Annotated in this window: 16 protein-coding genes; 2 read left to right on the plus strand and 14 right to left on the minus strand. The window is 48.3% G+C overall.

Going from position 1 to position 19,647, the window contains the following annotated elements:
• Together G8770_RS03885 and G8770_RS03890 are read left to right on the plus strand one after the other, a co-directional pair.
• A complete protein-coding gene (locus tag G8770_RS03885) occupies positions 1-1,008 on the plus strand; it encodes a polysaccharide deacetylase family protein (protein WP_167181941.1) in 1,008 nt (335 codons plus the stop codon).
• 44 nt (positions 1,009-1,052) lie between these two features.
• Complete coding sequence (locus G8770_RS03890) at positions 1,053-2,276, plus strand: carboxylate--amine ligase (protein ID WP_167181943.1); 1,224 nt, start codon at positions 1,053-1,055, stop codon at positions 2,274-2,276.
• Here the strand turns inward: G8770_RS03890 and G8770_RS03895 are convergent.
• From G8770_RS03895 to wecB, 14 genes are all read right to left on the minus strand, one after another.
• Positions 2,257-2,829: an arsenate-mycothiol transferase ArsC gene (locus G8770_RS03895; RefSeq protein ID WP_167181945.1), complete on the minus strand. Its 573-nt coding sequence runs from the start codon at positions 2,827-2,829 to the stop codon at positions 2,257-2,259. The genes G8770_RS03890 and G8770_RS03895 overlap by 20 nt on opposite strands.
• A gap of 146 nt (positions 2,830-2,975) precedes the next feature.
• Positions 2,976-5,078 (minus strand): hydrolase 1, exosortase A system-associated, encoded by a 2,103-nt coding sequence (locus G8770_RS03900; RefSeq protein ID WP_167181947.1) that lies wholly within the window; start codon positions 5,076-5,078, stop codon positions 2,976-2,978.
• 8 nt (positions 5,079-5,086) lie between these two features.
• On the minus strand, positions 5,087-5,350 hold the full coding sequence (locus tag G8770_RS03905; protein ID WP_167181949.1) for an acyl carrier protein: 264 nt from the start codon (positions 5,348-5,350) through the stop codon (positions 5,087-5,089).
• Positions 5,351-5,454: 104 nt separating this feature from the next.
• Positions 5,455-6,786, minus strand: a complete 1,332-nt coding sequence (locus tag G8770_RS03910) for a putative O-glycosylation ligase, exosortase A system-associated (RefSeq protein ID WP_167181951.1) — start codon at positions 6,784-6,786, stop codon at positions 5,455-5,457.
• Positions 6,776-8,122, minus strand: coding sequence for a phenylacetate--CoA ligase family protein (locus G8770_RS03915; protein ID WP_167181953.1), 1,347 nt, complete (start codon positions 8,120-8,122; stop codon positions 6,776-6,778). The genes G8770_RS03910 and G8770_RS03915 overlap by 11 nt, the downstream gene beginning before the upstream one ends.
• Positions 8,119-9,309, minus strand: coding sequence for a glycosyltransferase (locus G8770_RS03920; RefSeq protein WP_208022029.1), 1,191 nt, complete (start codon positions 9,307-9,309; stop codon positions 8,119-8,121). The genes G8770_RS03915 and G8770_RS03920 overlap by 4 nt, the downstream gene beginning before the upstream one ends.
• Positions 9,299-10,513: a TIGR04063 family PEP-CTERM/XrtA system glycosyltransferase gene (locus tag G8770_RS03925; RefSeq protein WP_167181955.1), complete on the minus strand. Its 1,215-nt coding sequence runs from the start codon at positions 10,511-10,513 to the stop codon at positions 9,299-9,301. The genes G8770_RS03920 and G8770_RS03925 overlap by 11 nt, the downstream gene beginning before the upstream one ends.
• Complete coding sequence (locus tag G8770_RS03930) at positions 10,510-12,480, minus strand: XrtA/PEP-CTERM system amidotransferase (RefSeq protein ID WP_167181957.1); 1,971 nt, start codon at positions 12,478-12,480, stop codon at positions 10,510-10,512. Before G8770_RS03930 ends, G8770_RS03925 begins: the two co-directional genes overlap by 4 nt.
• A gap of 77 nt (positions 12,481-12,557) precedes the next feature.
• Entirely contained in the window at positions 12,558-13,766 is a 1,209-nt protein-coding gene (locus G8770_RS03935) for a TIGR03088 family PEP-CTERM/XrtA system glycosyltransferase (protein WP_167181959.1), read from the minus strand.
• Positions 13,763-15,331 (minus strand): exosortase A, encoded by a 1,569-nt coding sequence (gene xrtA, locus G8770_RS03940; protein WP_167181961.1) that lies wholly within the window; start codon positions 15,329-15,331, stop codon positions 13,763-13,765. The genes G8770_RS03935 and xrtA overlap by 4 nt, the downstream gene beginning before the upstream one ends.
• Positions 15,324-16,559 (minus strand): TIGR03087 family PEP-CTERM/XrtA system glycosyltransferase, encoded by a 1,236-nt coding sequence (locus G8770_RS03945; protein ID WP_167181963.1) that lies wholly within the window; start codon positions 16,557-16,559, stop codon positions 15,324-15,326. The genes xrtA and G8770_RS03945 overlap by 8 nt, the downstream gene beginning before the upstream one ends.
• On the minus strand, positions 16,560-17,588 hold the full coding sequence (locus G8770_RS03950; RefSeq protein ID WP_167181965.1) for a FemAB family XrtA/PEP-CTERM system-associated protein: 1,029 nt from the start codon (positions 17,586-17,588) through the stop codon (positions 16,560-16,562).
• Positions 17,579-18,472 carry an XrtA system polysaccharide deacetylase gene (locus G8770_RS03955; RefSeq protein WP_167181966.1) on the minus strand — a complete coding sequence of 298 codons (894 nt, stop codon included), beginning with the start codon at positions 18,470-18,472 and terminating at the stop codon, positions 17,579-17,581. The genes G8770_RS03950 and G8770_RS03955 overlap by 10 nt, the downstream gene beginning before the upstream one ends.
• Complete coding sequence (gene wecB / locus G8770_RS03960; RefSeq protein ID WP_167181968.1) at positions 18,469-19,596, minus strand: non-hydrolyzing UDP-N-acetylglucosamine 2-epimerase; 1,128 nt, start codon at positions 19,594-19,596, stop codon at positions 18,469-18,471. The genes G8770_RS03955 and wecB overlap by 4 nt, the downstream gene beginning before the upstream one ends.
• Positions 19,597-19,647 lie beyond the last annotated feature (51 nt).

Below are 19,647 nucleotides of genomic sequence, written 5' to 3' on the forward strand. Positions count from 1 at the left end.
GTGACAACCCCTTCTTCACCCACGGAAATATTGATTACTATTGATACTGAGTTCAGTATTGCTGGTCATTTCCAGGACCCAGACAACCTCAAACCCGTGTCTCATCCACTGGTGTATGGGGAGACTCACAGTGGACAACAAGGACTGGGGTTTATTCTCGATACCTTTTCGTCATACGACGTTACTGGAACCTTTTTTGTGGAAACCGCGAACGCCAGTTATTTCGGTGATGGTCCCATCGCTACGGTAATCAACGACTTGCAGAAAGCCAACCAGGATATTCAACTGCATGTCCACCCCGTATGGCTGAGCTTTGATAAATCGGTGAAAGCAGGTCAGTTTCCACGCCAAGACGACTGTGCCGGGCAAACCTATTCTTACCTAAAGCAGGTTTTTTCAATCTGCCTGGATACCTTCAAAAGATTAACAGGCAGAATGCCCGAAGCCATCCGGACAGGAAATTTACGTGCCGATGTAACCACCTACCAGGTCATTCGTGATTTAGGCATTCCATTAAGCTCCAACATTGCCACAGGCGTGTTTACTCCTCCCGATCAACGACTGCATCTCGATTCTGGGCGCCACCACATAGAAGGCGTCATGGAAATGCCGGTCTTCACGTACCAAGATGGTAACCTGTTTGGCAGGGACAACAAAAAGTCACTGCAAATAACCAGCTGTTCCTGGCCCGAGATGAAGTGCATCCTGTTACAAGCCAGACGCCTGGGCATTGAACAGGTTGTGATTCTCACTCACCCTTTTGAGTTCTTTAAATCTGCAGACCCGCAATATAAGACACTAACCCGAAATCGCGTCAATCAAAATCGTCTGCTGCAGCTCTGCCGGTTCATTAAAGAGCACAACCAGGACTTCGTTGCAGCTGACTTTGGCAGTCACCGTCATTGCTGGGGCCGCGACAAAACAGATCCGCCCTTGGGTATTCCGGGTTATTATGCGTTGGGCAGAAAATTGCATAATAAGCTTAATGACTCTTTATGGTACTACTGACTTGAATTTGAGAGTATAGATTGAAAGTCCTAGAGACAACTGGCATGCGACCCCACTGTATTATCATTTATGGCGTAGACACCCAAATTGGTTTAAGTCTGGTGCGTGAACTGGGTAAGCGTGGCTGCCGGGTTATTGCCATTGGAAAAAAAGAAGCGGCTGTGGGGCTCTATTCCCGATACGTCAGTGAACGCTATACACTAACCCCGAGTTTGTCGATCGACGAAAAAGCCCATCGCCTGAATGAGATCGCGTCTGAAACGGGCGCCCGTCATCTACTCTGCATTTCTGAAGACGATATTTTATTATTTAACCAAATGCAGCCCAAGTTAAAGCATCTTATCCCCCTGGTACCTGACCTGGACACCATGAATAAGGTACTCGATAAATCTTATACTATGGCTGTTGCCAAAACCGTTGGCATTGAAACCCCAAAAAGCATTCAAATACACGCGGAACGCGAGCTTGAGCCCCTGCTGTCTGAGTTAACCTTTCCGGTGATCCTAAAATGGAGCAACCCCCATTCCGTCTTAAAGCGGGGGGCGGAACTGGGCATTAAAATTGAAAAACTGCTTTATCTCTATTCAGCGGAAGAACTCCGAAACGTCATCCGCACCTATGCGCCTCTTAACAGCTACCCCATGATTCAGGAATATGTGGCCGGGTATGGTCTGGGGCAATTTTTCTTCATGCATGAAGGCAAAGATTTGCTCCGGTTTCAGCACCGACGGCTGCACGAATGGCCACCTGAAGGCGGCTATTCTTCACTCTGTGAAGCCTTGCCTCTGGAAAATCACCAGGCCCTGCAGGAAAAATCAATCGAGCTTTTGAAAGCGTTAAATTGGTCGGGGGTTGCCATGGTCGAGTACCGCTATGACCCAGCGACTGAACGGGCGGTACTGATGGAAATCAACGGTCGTTTTTGGGGCAGTTACCCCCTGGCCTATCATTCAAATGTCCCTTTTGCCTGGTTTACCTATCAAGTTTTGGGCTGCGGACAACTGCCAGCCCCGGAACCGATCACCCATGGCATCCGTTGCAGAAACCTGTTAGTAGAGTTCAAACGGCTTTATCGAATTTGGTGTCAACCGAACCTGATACAGGATAAATCCAGACAATTTGAAAAATGGCAGGAACTGGCAACCGTATTGAGTGATTTCTTCAACCCCAAAACCCGTTACTATTTGTTTTCATGGGATGATTACAAACCGGCTTTGGCTGACCTGAAAGCGGTCAGCCAAAAGACGTTCAAGAGTCTTTGGAAATAGACTGGGCTTTCTTCAGGGATTTGATGAGTTCGCTGGTCGCCTGTTCAATTGTGGCGTAACAATTGTAGAAATAGGTTTCGTCGTGTTCGTGAGGGTCATGAATATGCAAGCGAGGTGGCGTTGCCCAACGCCCCAATAAGGCGATCTGTGCCTGTGAGTCACCGATAAGGGACTTCAGCCTCCGGGCGTGACGAACTTCCATCACCAGCAACAAGTCGCTATCGTGAATGCTAAAATCGTCAATATTTGTCGTCTGGTGTGCAGAAAGATCCACACCAAAACGCTTGGCCACATCAATGGCCAACTCAAAGGCAGGCAAGCCGGAGGTGGTCGACAAACCAAAACCCGCGGTATTGGCCCCCAATTGATTGGCGAGCTTTTCACCGAACGGGCTGCGGCATATATTTCCCAGGCACACAAACACTAACCGCTCTACCCGGCTCAAGTCCACCTGTTCAAATTCCCGCGTTCTGCCCAGCCACGACTCAATATGGGCCAGCCCCAGCCGAACCAGACCTCTTTCTGTGGCGTACCTGTCATTTATATATTTCATATACCAATCGGGCTGTTAAATTGCTGAGATGATACACACCCTAACCCATGACAGGCCTAATGGAGTGTACAGACGGATACGTACGGTTGGGCAGACAGTGCAAGCGTAGTTAAAGGCTCGACGCAACACAAGTAACGGCAAGGCTGTTACCAGGATTGCAGCCACGTCTGTGTGATATTCGTGACCTGCTGCTTCCAATCTTGCCTTGAAAAGGTATGATCGGCCGCGTCCAGGTGCTGTACACTGGTTTGCTTGGCAGACAATGTTTTCTTCAGCGATCTGGTCGTGCGGGCGGCTTCCTTAAACTCGGCTGCCGTAAGGTCTGAACCACTGAGAACCAGTAATACAGGTCCGTTGAATAGATTCAAACCACTCGCCAGTTTGTCGATCAGGTTGTCATTTGACGTTCCGGCCTCCAGAACACTGCCGCTTTGTTTGGGTCGCTTGGCGATGCTCTGGCTCTGCGCGTTGCCGGCCTTGTGGCTGCCCCCAGTGGTTTTATCGTGACGTCCCGGTGCGGACACTGCAGTGTCTCCAACAACAACCGAGGCACCCGTCCCTTCTGCCTGTTTTGAGAGCTTTTTCAACGAGTGACCCAGTGAAACGGCGGAAGCCTTCAGATCAAACTTGCCACTGAGAATTTTTCGCCAGAGATCCGGCTGGGTTAATCGCTGCCAGTAATAGTGCTTTAAATAGGCTTTCGCCTGCCCGGCTTCAGTTCTAACCCAGGGATTCAGCAGTATCAAGCCTGTCACTCTGGGGTCCGTCGAAGCGTAACAGGCCGCTGCCGTAGCCCCATCGCAAAGCCCCCACAAGATAACTTCCTTCAGTTGGGGAAATTGTATTTGATAGTTGTCTATTGCCGAACGGATGTCGTCTCCCACAGACTCAAAGCCTAAAAACTCCCCCTCACTGTCTCCCATGCCTCGGTAATCGAAGCGCATCACCGGCACGCCCGACTCCGCCAGCTGCCGCGACAACTGTAGAAATTGACGGTGACTGCCTACGCGATACTGGGGACCACCCACAACAATGAGAATCCCTCGCGTCGGGGTAGGATCACCTGCTACCTTGTTTGAAGGCACCTCTGGAGGCAGCTCTGAAGACACCTCTGGGGGGTTATGGAGAATGGCAATCAGTTTGCTTCCCGAACACTCAAACCCAAAAGCTTGCTCTTTGAGGCCCCCAATATCAGCGCGGCTTGTCAGTGCTGTTTTCGTCATGGTCGCGTCATGAGCCGCTCTACTGCCACGGCTTTCATCAATGACATAACGCTGGGTACGCTCCATGTTATTTGCCAGATCCATGAGCTCTGAATGCATCTGCTGTTGGCCTGAGGTCACCCGTTCTGCAACCGGAGCAGTGGTCGCTATGGCTGACGCCCCATGACCCGTGCTTAATGTGTCATTGGCGGTTACTGATTGTTCGGACAGGCAGTGACTGGTGGCCTCAATCAACTTGTCAGCAACCGCGATTTCCTGTGTGCTCCAAAACGCATCCCCCGTGACCACGTCTGTGTGTACACTCACTCCCAGCGCCTTCCACGACTCCAATTGATGTGATGAGGCCGGTAACACGGTGGCTTTTGTTTGTGAGCTCACCTCAAGCCAAAATACCGCTACGTCTCCCGAAGGCCGCACATCGGCCAACGCCAGAGCTTCAAGGTCATCGGCCAGGTCAGGGCTGAGCGCATACCCCGCCACTTCTACAATTTGACCGTTACGCAGCTGCTGCCTTAACATTGAAGGGGTTTCTTTCTGGCTCTTGTCTGTTTGCATCAACCCTGCAGCGACCCGCAGTCGTAAAAATTGATTGAGCCACAGTTTACCGCTGACCACCGGCTGCCATAACACGACTTTTTCGATGACCGTGCGGTGCTGTGATGCTGATAAGACCTCCAGGGCCAGTAACGCGCCGAGTCTTACACCAATCAACGCGATCTCGCTCGCGCCCTGAACAGATACCCAATCAAGGATGTCGAGCATCTGCTGGCGCCAATGCGACCAGCGAACATCGACGAATTCCCCAGAGCTGTCTCCGGTTCCATGGTAATCAGGTACCAGTACGGTCCAGCCATCCCGACACAGTTGACGGGCCTGGTTATTGATCTGTTTGCGACACTTGTTCATTTCCTCAGCCATCGGCGGGAAAATAACCGCCCAACGCTCAGGTGCAGCGTTTTGTTCTGGAGAAAAAATCAAGACAAAAAGGTCGCCACTGGAGCAGTGAATATACGCAGGATGGACCATTATAGTCGTCAGCTTGCCATCTTTTGATTAACAAAGTCCTGAAGATCCCCAAGGGTGGCAAAAACCTCTGCAGTCAATTCATCATCCTCAATCACAATTCCGTAATTATCTTCCAGTGCCGTGATCACGGACACAACCGCCATAGAATCAAACTCTGGGACACTGCCCAATAACGGCGTTGACCGTGTAAAAGCATCTGCGCGTGCTCCCAATTGTAAAATTTCGGCGACGATGAGTTTTACTTGATCCAACGTAATACCTACGGTCTCCATGTCTACACTCCTGTTATGCCTGCAGGCATTTTAATGTTTTCATATTATTGCGGTCTTCAGCCCCCACTCCGTAATGATGAACGCCGAGAATGAACGAGTCACACTCACAGTGACGATTTAACGGTTACCGGATGGGCTGGTGCTTCTAATTCCCGGGGCTGACCGCTGTTTCTATGGCTTTGCTTGATGTTCCTGTGCAGGAATTTGGGTACTTCCTGGATCTTGTTTTGATGTCTCAGCAAGATGGCAATGGCGTAAAAATGCCAGGGCAAATCGAAATAAGCCAAACTTAAAAAGGCACCGCCAGAGCAATAGGCCACTAGGCTGACCTTAATCATTTTGGCTAACTTGGCCGATTCCGTCCCCTTGGCATTCTTGATCACCCAACTTAGATTCCACCATGACATTGCCAATATGAGAAGGAACAGCACCAAACCTGGCCAGCCGTGGTCGCCCAAAATACTAAAAAATATACTGTGGGCCGAGTGCACATAATGTGGGTTAGGCGCCCAGATTAAAAAGCTTTCCAATTTCCAGGCCTGCATCCCGCCACCCGTTAACCGGTCACTGGCGACATTGATGCTGTACTGCCAGGCATTCAGTCGCTGCATGGCAGAGGCGTCTTCTTCATAGTTTTGGATGGTGTCCATCCGTTCGTGCCAACTGCCCGGCATAAAACTGAAACCGAGAAAAGCCAGCAGAATTAAAGTAGGGCCCGTGATGATTTTGTGTGAAGACACTAGCCAGAAATACCCACCTACGGCAATGACAGCCAGCAATGCGCCTCGCGATTGTGAACCCAGGGCAGATAATAGACTCAGAATAATGGCTCCCGCCAGGCTGTATCGAATCCACTTTTTCGGAGTAATTTGATACAGATAGACCATCAGGGGTACGATCATGAGTGTGGCCAGTGCCAGACTGTTGTTTTCCTCAATGTACCCACCCGGTGGCCCCCAAACTCGGAAAGCTCCGCCATGAACGAGCGTAAAGACCCCACCCTTCACACTGAAATAGCCAATAGACAGAACGATGACCCAAATGAGTTGATTGATTTTCTTCTGATCGGTCAGCAAGATCATCGTAAAGAACGTCACCAGCTGAATCTTCAACACTTTGATGTACAAAATCCAGGCACTTTCGGGAAAGAGTGCGAAGATCGACGTGATGGTGATCCAGGTGAGAAACAGGGCCCAGATGATCAGGGTTTTATCGTAAGGCAGGGATTTTTTGGACTTGTCGAGACACATTGCCGCAATCAATACCAACGCGACGATTTGAGCAAATGGCATGTCAAATGCAAACCCCCAACACATTCGATGAGGATTCATATAACTCAGCCACGACCACACCAACACCCCAATGTATGGGCGCTTAAAGATGTAAGGCAGTGTGATCAAAACCGCCAGTGTCACTAACATATCTCTAATCGGCATGACTCACCACGTATCGGTATTTACCGGATTTTTCCGGAGGTATTGATTGACAGTAATCAAAAGAGACTTGCACACCGTCACCCAAACGCTGTTTGAACGCACGACTGATCCGGTTTTCACTGTCGGCCTGATATCTTCGGTCCGTCATCAGTTTCACGTTCACCAACTGGCGACTTTCCTGAATGATTTTGAACGATTCCAGCCCGTCTATGTCTCGCATCACGTAGGTGAACGACGAACCGTGAAATTTCTTACCATCACTGGACACAAGAAAGTCATTTGCTCGCCCAAGGACGTCTTTTAATACCGGTAAGCCACGCCCGCAGGGGCACGGCTCATTACTGATGCATCCCATATCACCCGTGCGATAACGGATGAAAGGGAACTCACCGGTGGCGGTGTGCGTTACTACGATCTCTCCCGCCTGACCCTCCGGCAGGCACTTGCCATGTTCATCCACAATCTCGACAACGATGTCTTCAGCACTGAGGTGTAAACTGCCTTGCGGACATTGGTGGGCGAGAAAACCGGCATCCCTGCTGCCATAACCGTTGGCAACCTGGCAACCGAAAGCGCTTTCAATGAGTTGCCGCTGATGCTCGTAAAGGCACTCTGATGTCACGAACACCACTTTTACCCCCAGCGTATTCAGCGCACAGCCCTTGTTCATTGCGTGGTCGGCCAACATAGAGATCACCGAGGGGTAGCCGAATACCATTTTGGGTTTGCGTTGACAGATTTCCTCAACTATTTCAGCCAGACGACTTTCTGTCAGATCCGCTGCCGGTATCAATTCACTGCGAAATAATCTGTCACGCCAAACCCGCAAGTGATCCTGAGTACCCAATTCGATGGGAGAACCCCAGATCACCACCTCAGAATCCCCAATGTCTACGTCCCACCAGCGGGTGGCCCGCCACTTTGCCGCAACATCGTGACTGATACGGTCTTGCCCCAAATAGAAGATAAGCGGTTGTCCGGTCGATCCTCCAGTGTTGAAACGCTTTAACGTCGTCGCCTTTTCTGATCTCAAAGACTCAGTATTTTCCCTGATGAGCGTTTTATCGAGCAACGGCAAAGTCGACAGGTCAGCCGTGGATGTAAGCTCAGCAGGGCTAAATGAAAGCGTTTGGAAAAGATTCCGGTAATAGGGAACACATTCACCGGCCTCGACCAAAAAACGGCGCAGATTTATCAGCTGAATCGCTTCGATAGCCTCCCGTTTCAACCATTGGCTGCTTTCCAGCTCCTGTCGCCATTTCACACTGCGATGGCCCTTAACCCGTTCGTGTAGGGGAAAAATAGCCCTGGAAATCAAATCGGTGTACAGGCTCATCCGATTGCCTTCACATTCATGTTGTCACACGCTTCATCATAAAGACGGAGCCACTGTTGTTTTACCCTGTCCCAACGATACTGCTGAATTAGCTCAAGTCCCTGATTCTGTAGCCGACCCCTAAGACCATCGTCTTCCATCAGCCGCTTAATGGCGATCGCCATCCCAAGATGATCATCGACATTGACCATAAGGGCTGTCTCTTCGTCGGTAACCATCCAGGGGATGCCGCCTGCGTTCGTTGTCACAATCGCGAGACCACAGGCCATCGACTCCAACAACGAATTGGGCATATTATCGACACGAGAAGCGTTCACAAAAATGTCAGCCTCGTGATACAACGACTGAACCTGTTCACGATCCAGTCGTCCGAGGAGCGTGACATCATCTTGTAATTGTAGCTTTGCAATCAGATTTTTCAGTTTAAACTCTTCTGGCCCGCTGCCAGCGATGGACAAATGAAGCCTGAAGCCATCGTCTTTTAACGCAGCAATCGCCTGAATCGCGGTATCAATGCCATAGATAGCTTCTAAATTTCGAACCACAATGATTTTCCAGGTTTTACTGTCGTCCCGGCAATCGGTGATTCTGGCCGGAGCAAGGGCATCCTTTGCCGGCGGCCGAAACTGTGGCTGCAAAAAAGGACGAAAACGTTCAGTATCGATAATATTGGGAATAACCATGGCTTCAAAACCATGGTTCTCAAAAACCTGTTCAAGAAAGCCTGAAGGGACAACCAGACTGCTGGCTTTGCCCAGCGTGGGCTTCAACCAGATTGAAGATTTCTTCAAAAATTGATCCGCTTTACCGCCCCGATAATTAACAATCACCGGTTTGCCCCGCCAATACCCAAGCCAAATCACCGGAGCTGAGAACAAATGCCAGGACCAGCCCGAGTTGGACATTAAATGGACGACATCTATTTGATCCAGGAATTTCCACAGGCGCGAGAAATAGGCCATTAAACGGAATACGGCACGTAAACCGACCAAATTAGACACCCAGGCTGGTTTATAGGGCAGATTCGTCTGCAAGTAATATACCGAAACCCCTTCTTCTCTCAGCAACCGGCACAGCTGCTCAGTCTGTGCCGCCATACCGCCGGCCGGGGGCGCAGCCGGACCAACCACGCCAACCCGGAGCGATTCAAGATCTGGAGCCACGCCGTCAAAGGATTTAAATTTCACAAGCCCGCCCATAAGCATCTTTGTAGAAAGACACGCTACGCTCCCAGTTCCTGTCGTTTTCGACGTAATTCCGGCCTTGCGATTGCAGTTTAGGCCAGGTGTGGCGCTCCTGCAGAACGCTAAGCACTTTATCGGCCAGTGCATGGGGATCACCCGCCGGGAATAAAAACCCGTTTTCCCCATCCCGAATCAATTCCTTATGCCCTCCCACATCGGAGGCAACCACGATTTTATTTTGAGCCATGGCCTCGAGCGGTTTAAGAGGCGTTACCAGATCCGTCAGCCGCATCGGCAATCTTGGGTACACCATGATGTCGGCCAACTGGTAGTACTCCTGGATGATATCGTGTGGTACCCGCCCGGTCATAATCACGTACTGAGACAGGTTTTCCCGCTGAATTCTAGACCTGATGAGCTCCTCCTGGGGCCCTCCCCCAACCAGCAATAAGCGAATATTCGCATCCCGCCGAATAATGTCTGGCATGGCATCCAGCAATAATAAAAGTCCCTCGTAATCGTAAAAGGAACCGAAAAAACCCATGATGGTTTGATCCGTCAGATTCAGTTGTTTTAACAACTCACACGACTTTTCTCCCTGTGTCTGAAAGTGCTCAATATCCACAGCATTCGGTATCACGGTAATTTTGTCCGGGCGTTCTCCTCGAGCGATAATATCTTGTCTGAGTCCTTCGCAAATGGTGGTAATTCCATCAACCTTGCGGAAAACATAGCTTTCCATGGCTCGGGTCAGGTGATAGCGAAGACTGCGATCCGAACAGGTGCCGTGATTCACCGCAGCATCTTCCCAAAAAGCCCGGCACTCGTAGATGACCGGTATTTTTCTGGCCTTCCCCACTCGCAGGGCGGCAATACCGTTCAGGGCCGGAGAGTGAGCATGCAGGATGTCGGGCTGGACCTCATCCACCACTTCGTGCAGTCGCGCGGTCAAGCCTTTTATAATCGACAGGGGTTCGGCGGCAGGCAGACTTTTCCACCAATTGCCGATCGACGGCGTTCGATAAAAGTTGAACCCGTCAACGTGCTCTATTGCATTCCCCTGAGCGCCTGTCATCCCTTGCTTGGCCGAGGTCAAATGCTCAGTATGCCAACCCAAACTGCGTTGCTGCCGCAAGATTGACAAGGTGCGGAAGGTATACCCACTGTGCAGTGGAATGGAGTGATCCAGAACATGCAGGATTTTCATGCCGAGACCGCTCGCGATCCGTTACCGTCTGGCGCCAGTCTGGTTTCGATCACGGGCTTGCTCTTTTCGAATCCCAGTCCGGCTTCTCCTCTCAAGAAGGCTTCAAACATAAACAGTGTCCAGATTAAAGTGCTGTGATCCCTGATTTTTGAAACATGCTGCTGAATAATTTTCTCTATGGCGGCCAGGTTGAAGTATCCACAATCGGCCATGATGCCTTGCAACAGCCGTGTTTTTAGTAATGGCTGAAGAGGACCTCGAAACCACTCCGCCAATGGCACGGCAAAACCCATTTTCTTCCGATACAGCACATCATGCGGCAGATAGGGTTCCATGGCCTTTTTCAAAATGTATTTGCCACATTGGTCCTTCAACTTTAATTCGGAGGGCAGGCCCGAAATCCAGTCCACCAGTTTGTGATCGAGCAGGGGAACACGGACCTCAAGCGCATGGGCCATACTGGCCCGATCCACTTTGGTTAAAATGTCACCCACCAGATAGGTTTTCATATCCAGATATTGTATCAACGACAAAGGGTCATCGGTCGGTGCTTTACTGGCGTATTGCTCAAACACCGATTGTGTTCGATAGCCCTGAATGTCTTTTTTATAGCTGTCTGAAAATAACTGTTCGCGTTGTAGAGGCGTGGTCAGAGACACCGTGTGGTAATAGGCTTCTACGGAACCGCGAGCCAGAGCTTCAAAAGTGGTCTTGGCCCGGAACATTTTGGGTGCCCAATCGGCTTTGGGGTACAGTTTGCCCAGTGGTCCAAAGACGCCTTTGCGCACCCCGAGCGGCACACGAGAGCGAAATCGCTCTTCATTCATATGCCAGTTATAGCGTCGATAACCCGCCAGATGCTCGTCGCCCCCGTCCCCGGAGAGAGCCACAGTTACTTTGGTCTTGGCCAGTTCACAGACACGATAGGTGGGAATCGCTGAACTGTCGGCATAAGGTTCATCATAAATTTGAGCGAGTTGATCGAGCAAGCCAAAATCATCGCTGGCTACCGTACCTTCAAAGTGGTTCGTCTGATACCGTTCAGCCACCATATTGGCATAGTGCGTTTCATCAAAACTCTGAACATCGAACCCAATCGAGCAGGTATTCACCGGTGTGTCACTCATCTTGGCCATCATCGCAACGACAGAGCCCGAATCAACACCGCCGGACAAAAAAGCACCCAGTGGTACTTCAGCAATCATTCTGATTTTGATCGCCTCCTGAATGCGCTCAACTAATTCGTCCTGAAGACTTTCTGCAGACCGGGTTTCTAACGGTGTACACGAAACATCCCAATATTCCTTCGTCGGCTGAACAACCTTACCTCGCTCTATTAACAGACTATGACCGGGTCGTAATTTTTTAACCTGTTTATATATTGTTTTAGGCTCTGGAATATAGCCCAGGGAAAAATAATCTTCGATACCGGTGGGATCCAGAGTTCGATCAATATTGGGCAGATGTTTAAGTGCTTTCAGTTCGGACGAAAATGCCAATACACCGTCGTTCAAAATAGTGTAAAAAAGCGGCTTTATGCCCAGACGATCCCGGGCTAAAAACAGTTGTTGTTGATTGCGATCCCACACCGCAAACGCAAACATGCCACGAAAGTAATCGACACAACTTTCGCCCCATTCTTCCCAGGCGTGTACGATGACTTCCGTATCGCAGCGTGTTTTAAAAACATGCCCACGCTTCTTTAACTCTTCCATCAACTCCACGAAATTGTATATTTCACCGTTGAACGTGACAGCGACTGAATCGTCCTCATTAAATAAAGGTTGTTTACCACTGGCGATGTCAATGATTGATAGACGCCGATGACCCAGCCCCACACCTGGCTCAATATGAAGCCCATCGCCATCGGGTCCCCGGTGGGATTGACTGGCATTCATTGTTTCAAGCAAGTCTGTAGGGATGTTGGCTAAGCCCAAGGTGTCAAACAGACCAACTATGCCACACATAACGCTTTCCTTTTGAGTAAATATCAGATCAATATCAATGCCGGATTGGCAGACTAAAAAGTCACGCCCACAGAGCGTTAAAGACTTCCATGGGCAAATTTTTCCCTGCCCTGAGACAAAACAGAACTGTAAACCTGGCTATAAGCATCAATGGTGTTATCCCAGGTAAAATACTTTTCTACGGTTTTTCGGCCTTGCGCACTTAGCATCATCCGCTTGTCCGAATGCCTGGCCAAATCAAGAATCGATTCCGTCAGGGCGTCAACATCCTGAGGGCTGATCAAAATCCCCTGAACATTATTGTTGATTATTTCTGGGGTACCCCCTACTTGTGTAGCAATCACCGGCAAGTTACTGGCCATCGCTTCTAACAAAGTATTTGATATACCCTCCATCAAAGATGGCAGTACAAAGATATCAAGCGTTTGCAACAAGTTCGCCACATCGTTCCGATCGCCTGCAAACCAGGTGATATCATCAATGTGAAGTGATTGAGACAACGCCATTAACTCTTCTTTAAGAACCCCATCTCCCACAATCATTAATCGGAGCCTGTTACCCAAATCGGCATCCAAAGCACGCGCCGACGCGACCGCCTGAAGTAATGTTTTCTGATCCTTTACCGCGGTTAATCGGCCCACCGTACCAATGACGACGGGGCTTTTTTTGCTCAGATTGGCCTCAGTGCCAAGATTAAGCTGCTCAGACACTTCCTGAATGAGACTGGGATTCCCTGCCCCTGAATTAACCCCGTTAAAGGCTTTTAGATCGACACCGTTGTAGATTTGACTCACTTTGTTGTCGTTAGCCCCAATGGTATCGATAAGCCATTGTTTGAGATCCTGACTGACGGCCACGTAATGTGAAATTAAGGGCCGGCTTAACTTCCTCAATAAATTGTACTTCCAGTAGGTCCCGTGCAGATCACCAACATCACGACCGTGTTCACTGTGAACCCTTTTAACGCCGGGTATCAACAGGGTAACCCACTGAGCTTCTAGAGCGGCCAGATTACGGCTGTGCACGATGTCTGGCTTATGTTGCAGCAAAACTTTACGCAACTGAAACAAGGTTGTCAGTGAATTTCCGGGGGGTTTGTGCAATTCAATGATGGGGATCGTATTATCGTTTATTCGCTCCGAAAATCTGCCTTTATCCGTTAAACAAATGACCATATGCCGAAACTGATTCGCTGGCATACGATTAATAATATTGACCAACCCATTTTCTAAACCACCAGTATCGAGCTTGTAGACGATATGGGCTATCAGAGGTGGTGTTTTCACATCATCTCCTTATTCGCATTCAATGCCACTTCCAGCTCTGGTGACAAATTATCGATAAAGGATTGCATATAGGTCATCGAATTATCAATGGACTCAACGATGGGAGTGACCACGTAAATTCTAGCGGACACCGAGGCGTGGGGACTTAATTTTGAGATGACTTCCAGGCCCTTGGCCAAATAGGGATTGGCGGTGTTATATTGCCCAATACGGTACCAGCGCCACACCAGAAACTCTGAACTGAGCGATTTTAATCTGGCTTGCTCAACCTTCAAATCTCTCCCGTAGATCTTGATATCTGTGGTTTTCTGCTCAATGAGCTGCCAACCCTTGACCTCTGGCACAACCCATTTATCGAGGCTGTTGACCAATTCATTCCCTTGCACCTGGTTAATGTATTGGTTGATAAACAGACCAACTGTGCCATGATCGTTTTCATAAAAGCTTCGGTGAATAAAGTCGGTTCCCTGAGTAATAGGATGCCACTGCCAATTTGGGTCCGTTTTACTGTTCCAGCCCGGTGGCGCTGAAGGATTGATCAACACCAATTTTGATGTTTCTGATTGCAACTCCGGTAAAATCTTGATCATTAACGGCCACACAAAAGAGAACAACAGGATGCAGAAAACCACGCTGTAGGTTTTAACACCGGGGAGTTCATCTGACTCGATATTTTCACGACCTTTACTTTCAAATTCGGTGCTCTCAGTATTCTCATCGGCCGTGTTATCTGCAAAAAAACTCCCAATCAGAAACATCAGAAAAATCACTAAACCAAAAAACGCCCAGCCGTAAATCAGATGGTCTGCTCCAACAGCCAGCGTCATACCACTGGCATGGCCAATCATGACAATGAGGAAAGCCCGTACACTGTTGGCCAATATAGGGACAACAATTGACACCAGAATAAAGATAAAGCGTTTTGACAGTGAACGATATGTTAGGTAGCCATATAGAAAACCGAGTGTGATTGAAGCTATTAGGTACCTGACACCACTACAGGCTTCAACGACGGACCAACTCCCAGAGGGCAAATGAAACAGCAAACCTTCTCTGTACACAGGAATATTCACCAGATTAATCAGCCATACCGTCGATGAGGCGGTAAACTCCATCATCTTAGGGACCAGGCTCTCTCCCATAGGCACCATGAAAAGCAAGAAAAAGAGAGGAAATGACAATAACTTACTGATTTCAAATCCCAAAAGAGCGCACACACCAAATATCAAGAGCAGTACAAACGTCAATTGTTGGACGACCAACACATCTCCGAGATACCCCAGAAGCCAAAGCCCACCAACCAAACCCATCGGTATGATAAACAAAGGCTCCACCTTGGGAACAAGTGCTTTTAACTGATTTCGTAAACGCCATACCAGCCAGATCGAGATGGGTGCGATAATAAATCCATGAGCAAAGGTTTCAGACCTTTGCCATATTTTTACCATGGACAGGATCGTCGACCAGTACAACACCAATAGAGACGCCAGGTACACACCGAGTTGAATCCAGGTGATATGCCAACGTTTGCTCCAGTGCGTGGGAGAGACAACCATATCAATCATGCTCAAGCTCCCGTCTCACATTCCCCTCCAGAGAGGCTCCTACTTTTGGCAGGGTATGCTCCCAATTAAAATCGTGCACGACTCTTTGACGTGCAGCCTCACCAATGAATGAGCAATTGTGCTGGAGTATTTTCGGAAGAAATTCACAGTAATCTTCCACCGTGTTTGTCAACAAAACCTCCATCCCCAATTCAGCGTCAATGCCTTCAAGTCCAGCGTCGCTGGCCAAAACAATTTTTTCCATCGCCATGGCCTCGAGTATTTTATTTTGCACCCCTCTGGCAATTCTTAGCGGTGCAACAACAGCTGTGGCGTATTTAAGATATGGTCTTATATCGTCAACTCTGCCGGTAACGGTGATACCCTCAAGCTTGTTAAGCCTCAGCACCGAACGCGTGGGGTTACGACCGACGATATAAAACTTGAGATTTGAACGTAACTTTTGTAATTCAGGAAATACCTCTCTCGAGAACCAAGCCACAGCATCCACATTAGGCCAGTAATCCATGGCTCCCGTAAAAACCAATACAGGAGACGACTCACGATAGGGGTCTTGATACCATTGATGAGGATTAAAGTAACTCGCGTCTACGCCATTGTTATAAAAACCAATCTTGTTCGAATAGTCACCCACCAAACGTTTGAACAAAGCAGCTTCTGCGCTGGAAACCAGGAAACTTTTATCGGATATACTGACAATATTTTTTTCAAACTTGAGAAGCTGATCAGCTTCTCTTCGGTAGAGGTAATTCAGTGGATATACTTTAGACTTCGAATACTGACGCCATTTATCCGAGTCCACATCGACAAAATCAACCACAATCTTACCACTCTCATGTTTTTGAAAGTATTGGGCCATCGACGAGGAAAATGCGACGCTTAACTGAATGTCATATTTTTTAACCGTACTTTTCACCCAGGCAGCCATCTCTCTGTTGGCGTAATACGGGAGAGTCATCGGATCCCCCGTGAATATTCCCTTGATACTTTTTAATCTGCATAGCAGAGGGTTGATCGATATAAAAATAGCATCTTCACAATAGCTCTCTACTTCATGAATGTATTTTTTATCATCGTTGTCATCTATAAAACATCCCAGAAAAACACGGTACCGATTGGATAAATATTTCAGCAAATGGTATGAACGTATCTTATCCCCCTTATCGGGTGGGAAAGGGATTCTGTGGCAAAGGAATAACAATGCAGGTTTGCTGATAGATGCTGGCATCTAACCAAGGCTCCTGGCTAACCATGGACCGAAAGTGTTAGCCATAGGTAACGGCAACTTCTTCCAGGCTTTGATGAATACCTGATATTTTGGATTGGCGGGATTGACTTCAGGTATTGTCTCGGATTTGACCAAATAATACTCGTAATGTAAGGGTTCAGGCGTAAATCCCCAATTTTTCTTAAAGCTGTATGAGCCGGTATCCACCTTGCTGCGACCATAATCAAACACTCTGACACCTTGATCACAGGCATTTCTCATAAGTTCCCAATACATAAAGCCATGCGCGTATAGCCCTCTGGATGCGGCTGTACTACCGGCATAATAGGGCAACACCTGATCCTTGAAATAGAAGCTCAAGACACCGGAAACATCTTTGCCCTCATGTCGAATCATTAACGACCGACAATCATCGCCAAACACCTGCCGTAAAATTCGAAAATATTTGGCCGGGAACACCGGTGTTCCCAAATCCCGAACACTCTCGGCATAGACCTTATAGATATCCTCCCCGTGCCAGCCTTCGTCACTGGTCAATCCTGCTTTTATGCCCTTCCTTACAACCGCTCTCTGTTTGTTCGGAATTGACTTCATGTTCACATCATGATCAGTGTCGATGACTTTGCGAAATGTAACGTAGAGGTCCTTTGTGGGCCATCCGGTATCGGATTTGGATAAATTTCGCAATTCGAGACCATTCACATTCAACCGCTTGGCTAACTCACAGGCCTCATTGCGTAACATTGCTTCAACTTCGGCGGTTTCAGCAATAATTCCCCCATAAACACAGAACGGAGTGGATACCAATGAATTGCCGAAAATCAGGCTTTTGATATGACCTAACGGTAATATTCCGACTACCCGATTGTTGAATTTCACATAAATATAATAAGCCTTGTGACCAAACGCTGATTCCAGCACCGTCTTCCAACCAGCCCTATGGAAAAAAGTGGCCTTATCAGAACTCATCACAAAGTTATCCCAGTGATCGAATTCGTCTTTTTGCAAATAATGTAACGTCAGTAACACGATACTGCCTCCGGACCTTCTATCGCTTCACATGCTTGTGAAAGAAAAATACGGTCCATTCTGTCCCAGTTAAAGTCATTCAGTAATCGTTCAATGCGGCCATACATTTTATGAATGTTCACATAATGCCTAAACCGAGTCTTAACATTGATACCAGCCACCCTAGGTTGCTGCTCGTCAATTTCCCAAGGGTGAAAATAAAAAATACAGGGCTGATTTTCATTGTCATTGACGGACTGAATGGCCCAACGACTGAAGGCATAAGGAAACAAACGAAACCAGCCCCCGCCACCACAATTAATATTACGGCCAGCTACTGAAATGGTAGAGATAGGAATTTCCAGAAATCCTCTGGATTCCGTGCGAAAAGGAAACCGGGAAGCCTCCGGCATGCCATAAAGGTCGTGTTTTATTGGCACAACGCTGGAACTGTATTCGTAACCAACTTCTGACAATACGTCTAAAGCCCATAAGTTGGTGCTATTGATGGAATAACTTGCAGCCCTATATCCCCTCACGGGTTGTCCTGAAAGGTCTTCTAACAATTCTTTGGCTTTAACCACGTCTTGACGAAATTGATCAGGGGATTGGTGCACCACTCGTGTGTGCTCCCAGCCGTGACTGGCAACTTCATGACCGTGTTCAACCAGGGTTTTTATCAGCAATGGGTACCGTTCGGCGACCCACCCCAAAGTAAAAAAGGTTGCCTTGACGCTGTATTGTTCGAACAAAGCCAACAACCGTTCTACATTGGCCTCAACATGACAGGGCATAGAGTCCCATCGACTACGTGGTATGGTCTGTTCAAAAGCGGAGACCTGAAAGTAATCTTCAACATCAACAGACATAGCATTGACAACAATCTTGCTATCGGGCGATTTCATATCTTTGCCTGGCGCACCCACTCATGAATAACTTCGACAATTCGCTCAGCGGCCCGACCATCCCAAAATTCCGGGATTCTGCCGGATTTGCCGCCAGTTGTAATGACTGAATCAAAGGCTTCACGAATACACTTTGGATTGGACCCCACCAGCACGTTTGTGCCCTCTGTCAGGGTGATGGGGCGTTCTGTGGAATCCCGAAGGGTAATACAAGGTACGCCAAGCGCAGTAGTTTCTTCTTGAATACCGCCTGAGTCCGTCAGGACTACTTTCGCCGATCTCATCAGTCCCAACATTTCGAGATATCCCAAAGGGGGTAACATCTGAATGTCGCTCTGCTCCAACACCTGCAGAAGATCGTAAAGCTGTAACTGCTTAAGTGTTCTGGGATGCACTGGAAACACAAGCTTTAGATCTTTACTGATGTTCAGAAGTGTTTCAACCAGACTGCTGAGTACCTTAGGGTCGTCCACATTGGATGGACGGTGCAGAGTTACCAGACCGTATTCCTTAAATCTGTTATTTACATTTGTCAGTATTGATTCCACCGGCGTTGCACACTCCAGATTATGGAGTAGTGTGTCTATCATTACGTTACCGACAAAGTGGATTTTGTGCTCACAGACACCTTCCTTGACAAGGTTCTGCCTGGCACTTTCTTCGGTAATGAACAGCAGGTCAGAAATTTGATCCGTTAAGATCCTGTTGATTTCTTCCGGCATCGAGCGATCGTTACTTCTCAGCCCCGCTTCGACGTGAATCACAGGGACGCCCTTTTTAACCGCCACCAAAGCACAAGCCAATGTGGAGTTTACGTCTCCGACTACCAGTACCATTTTAGGTTGAATTGTGTCCAATACCGGTTCAAATTTTTTCATGACCTCTGCGGTTTGGACTGCATGGGTTCCAGATCCAACGCCAAGATCAATATCAGGCTCAGGGATATTCAACTGGTCAAAAAAAGACACTTTCATTGACTGGTCGTAATGCTGGCCGGTATGCAGTAGTTTTGCAGAGAAGTTATTGTCTTCCCGATTAAACACCCTCATGATTGGAGCGATTTTCATAAAATTTGGTCTTGCGCCTACCACACACAAGATAGGAATTTGGTTCTGACCTTCCATATATGATTCCTTTAAAGCAGCTTACAGAATCGTCCCTGACAATTAAGGCAT

Source organism: Pseudomaricurvus hydrocarbonicus, from assembly GCF_011602365.1.
Taxonomy (GTDB): Bacteria; Pseudomonadota; Gammaproteobacteria; order Pseudomonadales; family Cellvibrionaceae; genus Pseudomaricurvus; species Pseudomaricurvus hydrocarbonicus.

Bases quoted from the DNA above. Each gene is read 5' to 3' on its own strand.
- G8770_RS03915 (WP_167181953.1), bottom strand. From the start codon at position 8,122: ATGAGCCTGTACACCGATTTGATTTCCAGGGCTATTTTTCCCCTACAC.
- wecB (WP_167181968.1), bottom strand. From the start codon at position 19,596: ATGGAAGGTCAGAACCAAATTCCTATCTTGTGTGTGGTAGGCGCAAGA.
- G8770_RS03925 (WP_167181955.1), bottom strand. From the start codon at position 10,513: ATGAAAATCCTGCATGTTCTGGATCACTCCATTCCACTGCACAGTGGG.
- G8770_RS03930 (WP_167181957.1), bottom strand. From the start codon at position 12,480: ATGTGTGGCATAGTTGGTCTGTTTGACACCTTGGGCTTAGCCAACATC.
- xrtA (WP_167181961.1), bottom strand. From the start codon at position 15,331: ATGATTGATATGGTTGTCTCTCCCACGCACTGGAGCAAACGTTGGCAT.
- G8770_RS03945 (WP_167181963.1), bottom strand. From the start codon at position 16,559: ATGCCAGCATCTATCAGCAAACCTGCATTGTTATTCCTTTGCCACAGA.
- G8770_RS03955 (WP_167181966.1), bottom strand. From the start codon at position 18,472: ATGAAATCGCCCGATAGCAAGATTGTTGTCAATGCTATGTCTGTTGAT.
- G8770_RS03895 (WP_167181945.1), bottom strand. From the start codon at position 2,829: ATGAAATATATAAATGACAGGTACGCCACAGAAAGAGGTCTGGTTCGG.
- G8770_RS03910 (WP_167181951.1), bottom strand. From the start codon at position 6,786: ATGCCGATTAGAGATATGTTAGTGACACTGGCGGTTTTGATCACACTG.
- G8770_RS03890 (WP_167181943.1), top strand. From the start codon at position 1,053: ATGCGACCCCACTGTATTATCATTTATGGCGTAGACACCCAAATTGGT.
- G8770_RS03900 (WP_167181947.1), bottom strand. From the start codon at position 5,078: ATGGTCCATCCTGCGTATATTCACTGCTCCAGTGGCGACCTTTTTGTC.
- G8770_RS03905 (WP_167181949.1), bottom strand. From the start codon at position 5,350: ATGGAGACCGTAGGTATTACGTTGGATCAAGTAAAACTCATCGTCGCC.